This window comes from Nonomuraea sp. NPDC048826, assembly GCF_043198225.1.
Classification (GTDB): domain Bacteria; phylum Actinomycetota; class Actinomycetes; order Streptosporangiales; family Streptosporangiaceae; genus Nonomuraea.
Window position 1 is genome coordinate 70030 of record NZ_JBICUQ010000004.1, and the last position, 13354, is coordinate 83383.

Annotated in this window: 13 protein-coding genes; 7 read left to right on the forward strand and 6 right to left on the reverse strand. The window is 71.2% G+C overall.

Annotated features, from left to right (window positions below):
• Positions 1-531 precede the first annotated feature (531 nt).
• Entirely contained in the window at positions 532-1551 is a 1020-nt protein-coding gene (locus tag ACGFI7_RS14835) for a neutral zinc metallopeptidase (RefSeq protein ID WP_393404084.1), read from the forward strand.
• A 540-nt stretch (positions 1552-2091) separates the two neighbouring features.
• The gene (locus tag ACGFI7_RS14840) at positions 2092-3489 is read left to right on the forward strand and encodes an LCP family protein (RefSeq protein WP_393404086.1); all 1398 of its coding nucleotides are present in this window, start codon (positions 2092-2094) and stop codon (positions 3487-3489) included.
• Positions 3490-3526: 37 nt separating this feature from the next.
• On the opposite strand, the gene ACGFI7_RS14845 is transcribed toward ACGFI7_RS14840, so the two are convergent.
• Together ACGFI7_RS14845 and ACGFI7_RS14850 are read right to left on the reverse strand one after the other, a co-directional pair.
• Positions 3527-4219 (reverse strand): glycoside hydrolase family 25 protein, encoded by a 693-nt coding sequence (locus ACGFI7_RS14845; protein ID WP_393404088.1) that lies wholly within the window; start codon positions 4217-4219, stop codon positions 3527-3529.
• 215 nt (positions 4220-4434) lie between these two features.
• The gene (locus ACGFI7_RS14850) at positions 4435-6471 is read right to left on the reverse strand and encodes a spermidine synthase (protein ID WP_393404091.1); all 2037 of its coding nucleotides are present in this window, start codon (positions 6469-6471) and stop codon (positions 4435-4437) included.
• Positions 6472-6703: 232 nt separating this feature from the next.
• On the opposite strand from ACGFI7_RS14850, the gene ACGFI7_RS14855 reads away from it, so the two are divergent.
• Positions 6704-8011: a S8 family serine peptidase gene (locus ACGFI7_RS14855; RefSeq protein WP_393404093.1), complete on the forward strand. Its 1308-nt coding sequence runs from the start codon at positions 6704-6706 to the stop codon at positions 8009-8011.
• Positions 8012-8017: 6 nt separating this feature from the next.
• On the opposite strand, the gene ACGFI7_RS14860 is transcribed toward ACGFI7_RS14855, so the two are convergent.
• Together ACGFI7_RS14860 and ACGFI7_RS14865 are read right to left on the reverse strand one after the other, a co-directional pair.
• On the reverse strand, positions 8018-8743 hold the full coding sequence (locus ACGFI7_RS14860) for an ABC transporter permease (protein ID WP_393404095.1): 726 nt from the start codon (positions 8741-8743) through the stop codon (positions 8018-8020).
• Positions 8743-9480, reverse strand: a complete 738-nt coding sequence (locus ACGFI7_RS14865; RefSeq protein ID WP_393404097.1) for an ABC transporter ATP-binding protein — start codon at positions 9478-9480, stop codon at positions 8743-8745. Before ACGFI7_RS14865 ends, ACGFI7_RS14860 begins: the two co-directional genes overlap by 1 nt.
• A 66-nt stretch (positions 9481-9546) precedes the next feature.
• On the opposite strand from ACGFI7_RS14865, the gene ACGFI7_RS14870 reads away from it, so the two are divergent.
• A complete protein-coding gene (locus ACGFI7_RS14870; RefSeq protein WP_393404099.1) occupies positions 9547-10182 on the forward strand; it encodes a TetR/AcrR family transcriptional regulator in 636 nt (211 codons plus the stop codon).
• Here the strand turns inward: ACGFI7_RS14870 and ACGFI7_RS14875 are convergent.
• Positions 10179-10487, reverse strand: a complete 309-nt coding sequence (locus ACGFI7_RS14875) for a DUF4190 domain-containing protein (protein ID WP_393404101.1) — start codon at positions 10485-10487, stop codon at positions 10179-10181. The genes ACGFI7_RS14870 and ACGFI7_RS14875 overlap by 4 nt on opposite strands.
• A gap of 86 nt (positions 10488-10573) precedes the next feature.
• Here ACGFI7_RS14875 and ACGFI7_RS14880 point away from each other — a divergent pair, with 86 nt between their 5' ends.
• Together ACGFI7_RS14880 and ACGFI7_RS14885 are read left to right on the forward strand one after the other, a co-directional pair.
• Positions 10574-11032, forward strand: coding sequence for a nitroreductase/quinone reductase family protein (locus ACGFI7_RS14880; RefSeq protein WP_393404104.1), 459 nt, complete (start codon positions 10574-10576; stop codon positions 11030-11032).
• 57 nt (positions 11033-11089) lie between these two features.
• Positions 11090-11908 carry an ion transporter gene (locus ACGFI7_RS14885; protein WP_393404106.1) on the forward strand — a complete coding sequence of 273 codons (819 nt, stop codon included), beginning with the start codon at positions 11090-11092 and terminating at the stop codon, positions 11906-11908.
• Positions 11909-11932: 24 nt separating this feature from the next.
• Here ACGFI7_RS14885 and rpsD read toward each other — a convergent pair whose 3' ends face one another.
• The gene (gene rpsD / locus ACGFI7_RS14890; protein ID WP_393405659.1) at positions 11933-12547 is read right to left on the reverse strand and encodes a 30S ribosomal protein S4; all 615 of its coding nucleotides are present in this window, start codon (positions 12545-12547) and stop codon (positions 11933-11935) included.
• Positions 12548-12614: 67 nt separating this feature from the next.
• On the opposite strand from rpsD, the gene ACGFI7_RS14895 reads away from it, so the two are divergent.
• A complete protein-coding gene (locus ACGFI7_RS14895) occupies positions 12615-13349 on the forward strand; it encodes a DUF2470 domain-containing protein (protein ID WP_393404109.1) in 735 nt (244 codons plus the stop codon).
• Positions 13350-13354 lie beyond the last annotated feature (5 nt).

The window sequence follows — 13354 nt, forward strand, 5'->3', positions numbered from 1 at the left end:
GAGTAAAGGGGCGACACGGTGACAGGGAACGGGCAGTATCCTCCCCCGCCACAGGGGCCAGGACAGCCCCAGAGGCCACCCTCGCTACCGTGGCCGCCGCCCGGCCACCGCCGGCCACAGCCTCAGGGCTCCCCATACCCGGGTCAAGGCGGCCCCAACCCTGGCGGACCGTATCCGGGCCAGAATGTACCTCCGCCCGGCCAAGGCCCGTACCCGGGGCAGGGCCCGTACCCGGGTCAAGGACCACCCCCGGGTCAGGGTCCGTACCCGGGGCAAGGTCCGTTACCGGGGCAGGGGCCGTATCCCGGCCAGGGGCCTCATCCCGGGCAGGGCGGCGGCTATCCGCAGGGACCGTATCCCCCGCCCGGCGGGCAGTACCCGCCGCCCGGCGGCTCGTATCCCCCGCCCGGTGGTCCGCCTCCCGGCGGTCCGCCGCCTGGTGGTCCGTGGCCGCCCCAGCCGCCTCAGCCGCCTCAGCCGCCCTTCCCGCCGCACGGGCAGTGGCACCACCGGCCGCGCCGCAAGTCCGGGATGGGTGTGGCCGGCGTGCTCGGGCTGGTGTTCGGGTCGATCGCGGCGCTGTTCGTGCTGGTGGTGGTCGGGGCGGCGGTCATCGGCGGGTCGTCAGGCCGGGACACCTCGACGCCGCTGGCGTACTCGACGCCCTCGCCGTACTCCGAGCCGACCCGGTCGCGGGCCGACGAGTCGGACCCGCCCACCCCCGACGACACGCCGACCGTGAACCCCAGCCCGCGGCCCACCGAGGACGACGAGCCGGACGACGAGCCGGATGTCGACCCGCCCGAGCAGGTCACGGTCAACCGCAGCCTGAAGAACAACTCCGTCTACCGGGCCGGCGCCCTGCCGAGGTACACCTGCCGGGCCGGCAACGTGAACCTCCGCAGCCACAGTCAGGTCAAGTCGCTGATCCTCAAGACCGGCAAGTGCATGGACCGGGCCTGGGGCGAGATCCTGCGCAAGCAGAACATCCCGTTCACCCCGCCCGACTACGCCATCGTGGCCACCAAGGGCAGGGGCGTCTGCGGCGACTATCCCCCGGCGGGGAGCAACGTGCCGTACTACTGCCCGCGCAACCGGACGATCTACGTCTCCACCTCCGGCGTGGCCGTCGGCAACAGCAGCTCCGCCGGGTACGGCCAGATCATCAACTGGCACGGCGGGGTGACCAGCGCGATGGCCCACGAGTACGGGCACCACGTGCAGAACCTGACCGGGCTGATCGACTCCTGGTGGGAGCGGACGCTGGAGACGTCGAGCCAGAGCTCCAAGCTGGGGCTGAGCCGGCGCATGGAGTTGCAGGCGACCTGTTTCGCCGGGATGTGGATGCGCTCGGTCGCGGCGTCCTACCCGGTGAGCACGAGCAACAGGCAGCGGCTGTTCTGGCTCTGGAGCAACCTGGGCGACCATCCCGGGCGGGTGCGCGACCACGGGTCGCCGGCGAACAACCACCGGTGGTTCCGCCAGGGCTGGGAGAAGAACCAGGCCTACCAGTGCAACACCTGGGTGGTGCCGGCCTCGGCCACCTCTTAAGACAGATGGGGTTCATCTCAAGTTGGGCAATGTCTTTGATGTCCATATATGGCGACTAGAATCCTGGCAATCTTGTGCCATCGGGGGGCAAACCCAGCGGGTTATGCCTGGTAGCCGTGTGAAGGAGCCGGAGTGACCAGACGCGATGGGGTGGATGCCGCGCCCGGAGGCAGGAAGCGGCGCCCCTCTCGCCGACCTCGGCCCTCGTCCGCGAACCCGTCCGACCCCCCGGCCGAAACCGCCGCACCGCGTCCGAAACCGGGCGCGGACGGCGGCGACCCCAGGGGCGCCGGCCCGCGAGCAAGCCAGGCGCGCGGGGGGAGGCGTTCCGGGGGCGGCGAACAGGCGGCCCGGCCGGGCGCGCAAGCCCCGCGCGGGGGCGGGATCCCGGGGCAGCCAGGGGGCGGAAACGCGGGGAAGCCCGGAGGCGGCGGGTTCGCGGCGAAGCTCTCCAGGATCGGCGGCGGGAACGCCGCACCGCGCTTCGCGCGCCCTCTCACGCTCGCGTCCCTCCTCGGCTGGACCCTGCTGTCGATCTTCGTGCCGGGCGCCGCGCACCTGCGGGCCGGGCACCGCCGCACCGGCTTCATCCTCGTCGGCATCTTCGCCGCGACGCTGCTCGGCGTGCTGGCGTTCGTGCTGGCCAACCTGGGCAACGTGGGGATCTTCACCCGCGACAGCGTGATGATGACGGTGGTCGTCATGGCCTCGCTGGGCGCGCTGAGCTGGTTCGCGCTCGCGGTCTCCTCGTACGTCACCCTCGGCCCGAACCGGCTCGACCACCAGGGCCAGATCATCTCCGGCATCGTGGTGGGCCTGCTGTGCGTGGTGGTGATGGCGCCGTTCGCGTTCTCGGCCACGTCCGTCTACGCGCTGTGGGACGCCAAGAACCACGTCTTCCAGCGCGCGGAGGACAACCCCGAGGTGGCGCCGATCAAGGAGGAGGACCCGTGGAACGGCAAGGAACGGGTCAACTTCCTGCTGATCGGCGGTGACGCCGCGGGCAACCGCACCGGTGTCCGCACCGACAGCATGAACGTGGCCAGCGTGCACATCCCGACCGGCACCACGGTGCTGTTCAGCCTGCCGCGCAACCTCCAGCACGTGCGCTTCCCGCCGTCGTCCCCGCTGCGCAAGCACTTCCCGAACGGCTTCATGGCCGAGCTGGCCAACGGCGGCCTGCTGAACGAGGTGTGGCAGTACGCCAACGACCACCCGGAGCAGGCCGGCGGCAAGAACAAGGGCCCGCGCGCGCTGATGGACGCGATCAGCTACACGCTCAACCTCGACATCGACTACTACGTGCTGATGAACATGTACGGCTTCGCCGACCTGGTGGACGCGATCGGCGGGCTGACCATCCACGTCGAGCGGGACATCAAGTGGGGCGGCCTGTACGGCACCGCGGGGACGATCAGGGCGGGCACCAGGAGGCTCTCGGGCGAGGAGGCGCTCTGGTACGGCCGGTCCCGGGTGGGCAGCGACGACTTCTCCCGGATGGGCCGTCAGCGCTGCGTCATCGGGGCGTTCGCGCAGCAGGCGACCCCGCAGAAGATCCTGGCGAACTTCAACAGCATCACCTCGGCGACCAAGCGGCTGGCGCACACGAACATCCCGCAGGAGCTGGTGGAGCCGCTGGTGGAGCTGGCGCTCAAGGTCAAGGACGCCAAGATCAGCAGTCTGCAGTTCGTGCCGCCGAAGTTCTGGCCGGGCAGCCCCGACTGGGTGAAGATCCGGCGGGCGTCGGCCAAGGCGATCCAGGACTCGCTCAAGCCGCGCCGGGCGACGGCCGCCACCCAGGCCGCGCCGACGGGATCCGGGGCGCCGACGGCGTCCGCGTCACCGACCCGGGTGCGGGCGGCCAAGCCGACCGAGACGCCGACGCGGAACACGCAGGGGAACGACAGCGCCCAGTCACTCGAGGAGCTGTGCGGCTGATCCTCGGGGGACCGGGCGCGTCCGTCGCCTGGCGTCGTCAGCGGCGGCCGAGGGCGCGCAGCTGGTCGACGCTCAGCGCGGAGACGTTCTGGTCGACCGGCGAGTCGGAGTACTGGTGGATGGCCCAGCTCTTCCAGTCGGCCGGCGGGGTGACCTGACCCTTGGGCTTGTCGTAGTGGGCGACCCAGAGCGGGTACTCGCTCAGGCCCTTGCCGTACTGGTCGGCGAAGGCGTAGCCGCTGTAGAAGATCGGCGTGACGCCGGTCTTGGCCTTGACCCGCTCCATGAACGTCCTGGCCCACTTGTTGACGTGCTCGGCCGACTGGCCGTCGTCGGTCTCCAGGTCGAGGGCGAGCAGGTCGCCCTTCTTGGCGGGCTGGCCGCCGACCACCGACAGGAAGAAGTCGGCCTCGGCGACGGGGTCGTTCTTCGGGTGCCCGAAGTGGTAGGCGCCGCGCACGACCTTGTGCTTGTCCAGTTCCTTCCAGTGGCGGGCGAAGGTCTGGTCCTTGAAGTCGACGCCTTCGGTGGCCTTGACGATGCCGAAGTCGGCGCCGCTGGCAGCCCAGTCGTGCGTGGGCTGGTAGTTGGAGACGTCCTGGCCGTACGGGAGCTCGGCGGGCTTGGCGGCGGCCTGGGCCGGGGCGGCGAAGGCGGGAGCCGCCACCGTGGTGGCGACGGCCAGCGCGGCGGTCGCGCCGAACTTACGCAGGGTGCGGGACATCGACATGGGTGTTCCTCCAGAGTGCGCGCACGTCAAGTGATCATGCGTGCGCGTAGAGCTACATCGGAGCACCTCTGCGGACTGGACACGCTGCGGGGCGAGGTGCGCTGGGAATGGAGCGGCCGTGATGCTGCGCGCTCAGATGTCTGTTACAACGGCGTGACTTTCCCAGGCATTCCAAAACCGCAGGTAAAGCCTCATATCGCCGGGCAAACAGGGGCTCACGCGAGCGCCCGTCGGGGCAACAGCACCAGCGCCCCGAGGTAAAGGACGCCCGCGACGACGAGCAGACCCTGGTAGCCGATGACCAGCGCCAGATACTCCAGGCACCCGCCGACCATGGCGCCCAGCAGGTTGGCGCCGAAGGAGGTGGTGGCGTCGGCGGTGTCGGCGAACCGCTTGGCGAACACCACGTTCGCGGCGAAGATCGGCAGGAAGGCCACGGTGACGGCGGCCACCGCGCGCAGCGGCACCGGCAGCGACAGCAGCCACGCGTTCGGCACCAGCCAGGCCAGCAGCAGCCCGGCGAAGAGCACCCCGTACATGACCGGCAGCGGCGGGGTGCGGAACCGGCGGGTCACCTCGACGGCGAGCAGCACGGCGACGAGCACCCCGGCGAACACGATCGCGTTGACCACCCAGGTGGTGCCGAACAGCAGCGCGAACCCGGTCACGCTCTTGGTCTCCAGCAGCAGGAACGCCACCCCGAGCAGGAACAGGTCGGCGTACGGGCGCATCCTGCGGTACGGGCCGGCCACGAGGCGCACGGCGAGCAGGCTGACCAGGAGGATCAGCCCGAGCGTGATGAGGTAGAGCGACGGGATGGTCCGGTCCTTGAGGTAGAGGAACGGCCGGTCGTCGTCGGCGGGCGGCGGGGTGCCCGCGGCGGCGCCCGCCCAGGGCGTGCCGCAGCGCTGCGCCTGCGGGGTGGTCCCGGCGGTGATGACGGCCTGGTGGCCGGTCGTGCTCACCACGTCCACGCACGGGGCGTGGCCGAAGGCGCTCTGGGCGGTGGAGGCCAGCCGGTCCACCAGCCAGCTCTCGCGGTAGTAGTTGTACATGGCGAACGCGCCGCCGGGCTTGAGGCGCTCGCGGGCCGCCCGCATGGCCTCCTCGGTGAACAGGTAGCTCTCCAGCCGCAGCGAGCTGGCCCCCGACACGAGCGTGAGCGAGTCGGGCAGCGCGAACAGGATCAAGTCGTACGTGCGATCGGTCTGTTCCAGGAAGGCGCGGCCGTCGGTGACGTGCGTGGTCACCCGGGGGTCGTCGTACGGCTTGTCGGGATGGGTGGATCCGCCTAGCTCGCGCAGCTTGGGGTCGATCTCGACGGCGTCCACGTGGCGGGCGCCCTTGGACAGCGCGATGGCGACGTCGGTGCCGCTGCCGGCACCGACGATGAGCACGTCGTCGGGCTTGGCCGCGGCCCGCTCGTAGGGCAGCCCGTACTGGGCCTCCCACTGCAGCCGGGCGTAGGCGGGCACGGCCTGCTGGTGCGGGATGCCGTTCACGGAGATGTCGGTCACCGGCACGCCGAGCTGCTCGAACTGGCGGTGGGTGACCTTGTAGTAGGGCGACCAGAGCGCCCCTGCGGTGAGCGTCTCGGCGAGCAGCAGGCCCACCACCGCGAGCGAGGGGACGGTCACCAGCCCCAGGTAGGCGGCGCGGGGGCGGGGCACGAGCAGCATCCCGTAGGCGACCGCGGCGATGACGCCCCAGAAGACCGGCGGCGCGCTGAGGAACGACAGCGCGGTGAACAGCGCGATGCCGCTCAGGCTGCCGATGAGGTCGTAGCGGTAGGCCTCCAGCCGGGGCAGTTCGGGGAAGCAGCGCCCGACGAGCTCGGCGGGGCCCATCAGGACGAGCGCCGCGGCGCAGAAGACGACGGGCAGGCTGATCCAGGCGGGCGGCCCGACGGTGGACAGGCTCGTCCAGTAGAGGACGCCCTCGGTGTCGCGGTCGACCGTCACCGGGAACACCAGCACGACCATGACCAGGGCGAACAGCACGACCGGCGAGTAGTAGGGCTGGGCGGTGGTCCGGCCGACCCGCAGGAACCCGAGCCCGATGCCGAGGAACGAGCCGAGCAGCACGAAGTTGGTGAAGTAGCTCAGGTGCACGATGTTGGAGCCGGTCCAGCGGATCAGCGCCAGCTCCAGGAAGAGCATGAACCCGCTGGCGAGGATCAGCCGGGGCCGCACCGCCAGCCAGTGTCCGCTGGAATCACCGCTGTCGACCGGCTTCTGCGCCTGGAGCGTCATGGTGTCACAACCTAGTGAACGGAGCGGGAACACGGAAGCCTCACGCTTACGCCAGGATGTCGTCCTGTTCGGCCCCTTTTGCGGCGTTTTCGCAGGTCACAGGCTTGGTAAAGCGCTGGACGGGGGCGGCATGATGACGCACGGTAAGGGAGTCGCTCCATTCCCACACGCTCGGTGGTGATACATGCGGGTCCTCATTCAGCTCCGCCCTTCCCCTGATCTCGTATCGGCCGTGGCCGACCCCGGCCGCGCCGTGACCACGGCCGACGTCGCCGACGGCCTGCCCGGCGTCGAGCTCGACACCGGCTTCACGCCCGTGGCGCTGCCGCGCCCGGTCCCCGCGACGGGCGGCGACCCGCTCTCGCTCAACCAGCCGCTGCGGTTCTCGCTGGCCGCCGAGGACGCCTCGGTGCTGGTGCGCGGCACGATCTCGGACGACGAGGTGGCCACCAGGGTCGCCATGCTGCCGGGGCTGCGCCCTGACGTGGTGGGCGTGTTCTCCGACCCCGTGATCGAGACCTCGCCGACGTGCGGCGGCGACGCCCCGGTCGGGAGCTGGCGGGACGTGGCGCGGCTGCTGGACGTGCCGCGGCTGACCGCCGAGGGCCTCGACGGCTCCGGAGTGGCGGTGGCCGTGGTCGACACCGGCGTCAACGTCGACCACCTGACGAGCAAGCTGGGGCGCGACGTGCCGCTGGACGCCGCGCGGAGCTGGCTGCCGGCGACCGTGCCGGGCAGGCCGGGCGAGTTCCCGGTCGACCACGGCACGATGTGTGCGTTCGACGCGCTCATCGGCGCTCCGGCGGCGACCCTGCTCGACCTGCCGCTGCTGCGCTCCACCCGGCCGGGCGGCTCGGTGATGGACGGGCTGCTGTCCGACGCGGTGGCCGCGTTCGCCCACCTGCGCGACGTGCTCGCCGCCCAGCCGGAGGCGTCGCGGGCGCTGGTGGTGAACAACTCGTGGGGGTCGTTCTCCCCCGAGTGGGACTTCCCCGTGGGACATCCGGGCAACTACTCCGACAACGGCGCCCACCCGTTCAACCTGATGGTGGCGAGCCTCGACCAGGCGGGCGCCGACATCCTGTTCGCGGCGGGCAACTGCGGGCGCGACTGCCCCGACGGCCGGTGCGCCTTCACCGAGCGGCCGATCACCGGCGCCAACTCCCACCCGCGGGCGCTGTCGATCGGCGGCGTCGACGTGCGCGGCGAGCGGGTCGGCTACTCCTCGCAGGGGCCCGGGCGGCTGACCGAGCGCAAGCCGGACGTGTGCGCGTACACGCACTTCGCCGGGTCGGGCGCGTACGGCGACGAGCCGGACTCCGGCACGTCGGCGGCGGCGCCGGTCGCGGCCGGGCTGGTGGCGGCGGTGCGCACCCGGTGGCCGGCCTCGCGGCTGTCCCCGGCGCAGCTGCGGGCCCTGCTGCGCCGCACCGCCGAGGACCGCAGCACGGTGGGGTTCGACTACGACTACGGCTACGGCATCGTCGACCCGGCCGGGATCCTGGCCGCGCTGCGGCGGCGCGCCAGGAGCGCGGCCTGAGGCGTCCTACGCCGCCTGGCGGTTGAACACGCGGGTGCCGACCGCCAGGCCGGCGGCGGCGATGAGCGCCGTCACCACCACCCCGGCCAGCACCGTGCCCGTCAGGTAGCGGCCGGCGAACAGCTCGCGCAGCGCCTCCACCACATACCTGAACGGGCTGAGCCGCGAGAGCGCGTCCAGCCAGCCGGGGGCCATCGACATCGGCAGGAACGCCCCCGACAGCAGCGCCAGCGGGATCACCGCGGTGCTCATCACGGGCGCGAACAACTGCTGGTCCAGGGTGAGCGCGATCGCGTACGAGATCGCGGCCAGGCTGGTGCCGAGCACGACGATCAGCGCCAGCCCGGCCAGCACCCCCGCCGCCGGGGATCGCAGGCCGAACGCGTACCCGACCGCCACCAGCAGCACGACCTGGACGACCAGCGTGACCACGTTGGTGAGCACCCGGCCGAGCAGCAGCGCCAGGCGACCGGCCGGGGTGACCCGCATCCGCTCCAGCACGCCGGTCTGCCTCTCGAAGACCACCCCGAACCCGGCCATGCCGGTGCTCAGCAGGCTGAGCTGGATGATCAGGCCGGGGACCAGCACCTCCCAGGTGCCGAAGGTGGCGAAGATGGGCCCGAACAGCACGAGGAAGAAGAGCGGCTGGATCACGCCGAAGACGATCCCGACCTTCTGCCGCAGGGTGATCCGCAGGCCGTACCGGAACAGCACCCAGGTGTCGCGTGCCATCAGACGCCCGCCTCCTCGCGCAGCGACCTGCCGGTGATGTCGAGGAACGCCTGGTCCAGGGTGCGCCCGGCCTTGAGCTCGGCCGGGGTCCCGGCGGCGGCGATCTCACCGTGGTCGATGATCAGCAGCCGGTCGCAGAGCGCGTCGGCCTCGTCCAGGTAGTGGGTGCTGAGGAAGACCGTCACCCCGTGCTCGTCGCGCAGCGCCCGGATGTGGTCCCACAGGCGGGCCCGGGTCTGCGGGTCGAGCCCGGTCGTGGGCTCGTCCAGGAAGATCAGCTCCGGCCGGTGCACCAGGGCGAACGCGATGTCGGCGCGGCGCCGCTGCCCGCCCGACAGGGCGCCGCCCGGCCTGCCTTCCAGCCCGTCGAGCTCCAGCATGGCCAGCACCTCGGCGGTGCGGGCCCGGGCCTCCGCGCGGGAGAGCCCGTACAGCATGCCCTGCAGTTCCAGCTGGTCGCCGATCGGGACGGACGGGTCCGTCCAGCCGGACTGGGACACGTAGCCGATGCGGCGCCGCACCTCTTTCGGGCCGGCCGCCAGGTCGCGGCCGGCCACGGTCGCGGTGCCGGCGGTGATCGGCAGCAGCGTGGTCAGCATGCGCATGGTCGTCGTCTTGCCCGCGCCGTTCGGGCCGAGGAAGCCGACGATCTCGCCGGGCCCCACGGACATGGTCACGTTCCTGACGGCCTGGACGCCGCCTTTGAACGTCTTGCTGAGACCTGATGTGTTGATCATTTGATCGCCTCCAAAATTAGAGTAGCCATAATTTTGGAGTGACTGCAATATTGATACGATGAAGGCATGGAAGAGGGGCTGCGGGAGCGGAAGAAGCGCGAGACCCGGCAGCGCATCGCCGACATGGCGATGGGACTGTTCATGGCGCGCGGGTTCGACAACGTGACCGTGGCCGAGGTGGCACGGGCCGCCGACGTGTCGGTGAACACGGTGTTCAACTACTTCCGCACGAAGGAGGACCTGTTCGCCGACCGGCAGGAGTTCGTCGAGTCCATGCCGGTGGAGGTGCTGCGCGGGCGCGAGGCCGGAGAGAGCGCGGTGCGGGCGTTCCGCCGCGACTTCCTGTCGGCGGTCGAGGCCCGCGACTGGCGCTACGGCCTGCAGGACGGGGCCGACCTGTTCGCGAAGATGGTGGGCGAGAGCCCGTCACTGGTCGCCCGGATGCGCGACATCCATCAGCGGCGCGAGGACGCGCTGGCCGAGGCGCTGGCCGACGAGCTCGACGCCGACGCCGACGACCTGGCGCCGAGGCTGGTGGCCGCCCAGATCCTCACCACGACCCGGCTGCTGTCGGCCTACGCCGTGCGGCGCACGATCGCCGGTGAGCCGTGGGAGACGATAGCGCCCGACCTCCGCGAGCAGGCCGGGGCGGCTTTCGACCTGCTGGAGTCGGGCATCGGGGCATACTGCGTGCGGTCTTAGGCGCTGCTGGCCGCCATGATGACGGCGAACAGGATGATGACGCCGTAGATGGCGATGATCGCGCCCATGATGCAGGTGCTGATGATGCCGCAGATGCGGCCGGCCTGCACCATGCCGCGGTTCTCGTACACATAGCCGCTGGCGTCGATCTCACGCAGCGCCTTGGTGCCCATGTTCCAGGCGAAGGGCCCGAGGATCTGGCAGATGACCAGGCTGAGGATGCCCAGCACGAGGATGGTCGTGCCGTTGGGGTGCGTCTGCGGGGGCGGGCCGTAGTAGCCGGGGCCGTACTCGGGATAGGACATGGGTGGGGTGACCCCTCGGGTGTCGGTGAATCAGGTGGGTTTTATACCACAGCAAGGTGATTGCCAGCGGCTTATATGCTGCTTGAATGATCAAGGCCGGGTTCCAGTGGCTGGCGGGCACCGAGTGGTTCATGCGCACCGGCCCGCGCGTGTTGTCCAAGGTCGAGCGGGTGCTCGACCGGGTGTCCCGGGGCAGGCCGCCCAGCGGCGAGCGCTCGCTCGTCCTGCTCACCACCGGGGCCCGCACCGGCACGCCGCGGCGCACCCGGCTGGCGTGCGTCACCGAGCCCGGCGGGTCGCTCCTGGTCGTGGGGAGCAACTTCGGCGCCGAGCGCCATCCCGGCTGGACCGCCAACCTGCTGGCGCGGCCGGACGCGGCCGTGCAGCATCACGGGCGCGAGTTCCCGGTGCGGGCGCGGCTGCTGACCGGCGACGAGCGAGCCGAGGTCTGGCCCGCGCTGGTGGCCGGCTCGCCGTTCTACGAGCGCTACACGGCCAGGTCAGGACGGGAGTTACGGGTGTTCCGGTTGACACCCAGCCAGTGATCGTTTTACGGCAAAATAGCAGGGCAATCCACCCCTTTCGCGGAGGAGCCCTCCCCTGTGCGCGAACGCACCAGCGCCGTCCTGGCACACCGGAACTTCCAGCGGTTCATCGTCGGCGTCATCCTCGTCAACGCCGCCGCCCTCGGGCTGGAGACCGTGCCCAGCGTCGCCACCCGCTACGGCGACCTGCTGACCCTGCTGGACCACCTCGCGCTGGCGATCTTCGTGGTGGAGCTGACGGCCAAGGTGTACGTGGAGCGGTCGCGGTTCCCGCGTGACCCGTGGAACGTCTTCGACACCGTGATCGTCGCCATCGCCCTGGCGCCCGCCACCGCCGGCGGCCTGTCGGTGCTGCGCTCGCTGCGCATCCTGCGCGCGCTGCGGCTGCTGTCGGTGGTGCCGAGCCTGCGCAAGGTGGTCTCGGCCCTGCTGCGCGCGCTGCCGGGGATGAGCTCGATCGTGGTGCTGCTGTCGCTGGTGCTCTACGTGGCCGCGGTGCTGGCCACCAAGCTGTACGGGCAGACGGCGCCGGAGCGGTTCGGCAGCCTGCCGACCTCCCTGTTCACGCTGTTCCAGACCATGACGGGCGACGACTGGGGCAACATCGCGCGTGAGGTGATGACCGTCCACCCGTCGGCCTGGATCTTCTTCACGATCTTCATCCTGCTGTGCACGTTCGTGGTGCTCAACCTGTTCATGGCGGTGGTGGTGAGCGCCATGGACGAGGAGGCGGCCGAGGAGCGGGCCGAGCTGGAGGGCATGTCGGCGGCCTCGACGCAGCGCATCCTGGACGAGCTGGCCGAGCTGCGCAAGGAAGTGGCCGCGCTGCGCCGCACGGCCCCCGCCCCGCGGCCCAAGAAGCGCTCCAGCGCCTGACGGGCCGCGGGGGCGGGGACGGGGTCAGCGGGAGTAGAACTCGACCACGAGCAGCTCGTCCACCGGCACCGGCACCTGCTCCCGCAGCGGGGCGGCCAGCAGGGTGAAGGTGAGCCCGGGCAGGTCGACGCTCAGGTACGGGGCGACGCGTTCGTCCGCGTGGATCCCCTCGGCGGCGGCCACGAACGGCTGCATCCGGCGCGACCGCTCCCGCACCGAGACCACCTGGCCGGGCTTGACCAGATAGCTGGGGATGTCCACCTTGCGGCCGTCGACCGCGATGTGCCCGTGCGCCACGTACTGGCGGGCCGCGTAGATCGACGAGGCCAGCCCGGAGCGCATCACCAGCGAGGCCAGCCGCGACTCCAGGATGGAGATCAGCTCCGCGCCGGAGGCGCCCGGCCGGCGGACGGCCAGGTCCCAGTAGCGGCGCAGCTGCCGTTCCGACACGTCGTAGTACCAGCGCAGCTTCTGCTTCTCCATCAGGCGCAGGCCGTAGTCGCCGGCGGTGCGGCGGTTGGTCTTGCGGCCGTGCTCGCCCGGCGGGTACGGGCGCTGCTCGAAGTAGCGGACGGCTTTCCTGGTCAGCGGCACTCCCGCGCGGCGCGACAGGCGCACCTTGGGACCGGTGTAGCGCACGTTCACCTCATTGTGCTTAGGTAAGACTTACTTAGGTAAGGCTAACCTATAGACAAGGGAGGCGCCCATGCTGCCGATCCCGCAGCGGATCCGTACTCTCGCCGCGGCCGCCACGGTGGCGAGGCTGACCGTCGACGGCGTGCCGTCCCGCGCCCGGGGCGGCGTCGACGAGCACGGCAGGCCGGTGCTGCTGGTACTGCCCGGCGAACCGCTGCACGCGCTGCACCGCCTGCACGAGGACGCCGTCGTGGCGGTGAACCTGGCGGCCATGCGCAGGCTCGGCGACGACGAGCACCCGCGCGGGCTGATGGAGGTGCAGGGCTGGGCGCAGCCGGTGCCGGCGGGCGAGGCGCGGGCGGCGGCGATCACGGTGGCGGCCAAGGAGCCGAACGAGGCGCTCTTCGAGGCCCTGGAGCGCTACGGCCGGGCCGACGCGCCCCGGCTGCTGCGGGTGGACGTGGCCCAGGTCGTGTACCTGACCGGTCAGGAATCCGGGGTGCTGGACGCCGAGGAGTATCTGGACGCCCTGCCCGACCCGCTCGCCGAATCGGCCGAGCGGGTGCTGGCGCACGTCAACGCCGCACACCGGGCGCAGCTCACCAAGGGCGTGTCCCGCCATCTGGGCCGGGAGGCCGGCGAGGTGTGGCTGTGGGAGCTGGACAGCCGAGGCGTCACGGTGCGGGCGGACGGCTCGCTCGTCCGCTTTCTGTGGCCCGAGCCGACGAGCAACGGCACCGATCTGGAGGAGGCGCTGAAGGGACTCCTGTGCACCTGCGGCCACCATCCGGCCACACCTGCTTGATCACG

Bases quoted from the DNA above. Each gene is read 5' to 3' on its own strand.
- ACGFI7_RS14835 (WP_393404084.1), top strand. From the start codon at position 532: ATGGGTGTGGCCGGCGTGCTCGGGCTGGTGTTCGGGTCGATCGCGGCG.
- ACGFI7_RS14845 (WP_393404088.1), bottom strand. From the start codon at position 4,219: ATGTCGATGTCCCGCACCCTGCGTAAGTTCGGCGCGACCGCCGCGCTG.
- ACGFI7_RS14850 (WP_393404091.1), bottom strand. From the start codon at position 6,471: ATGACGCTCCAGGCGCAGAAGCCGGTCGACAGCGGTGATTCCAGCGGA.
- ACGFI7_RS14860 (WP_393404095.1), bottom strand. From the start codon at position 8,743: ATGGCACGCGACACCTGGGTGCTGTTCCGGTACGGCCTGCGGATCACC.
- ACGFI7_RS14865 (WP_393404097.1), bottom strand. From the start codon at position 9,480: ATGATCAACACATCAGGTCTCAGCAAGACGTTCAAAGGCGGCGTCCAG.
- ACGFI7_RS14870 (WP_393404099.1), top strand. From the start codon at position 9,547: ATGGAAGAGGGGCTGCGGGAGCGGAAGAAGCGCGAGACCCGGCAGCGC.
- ACGFI7_RS14875 (WP_393404101.1), bottom strand. From the start codon at position 10,487: ATGTCCTATCCCGAGTACGGCCCCGGCTACTACGGCCCGCCCCCGCAG.
- ACGFI7_RS14880 (WP_393404104.1), top strand. From the start codon at position 10,574: ATGATCAAGGCCGGGTTCCAGTGGCTGGCGGGCACCGAGTGGTTCATG.
- ACGFI7_RS14895 (WP_393404109.1), top strand. From the start codon at position 12,615: ATGCTGCCGATCCCGCAGCGGATCCGTACTCTCGCCGCGGCCGCCACG.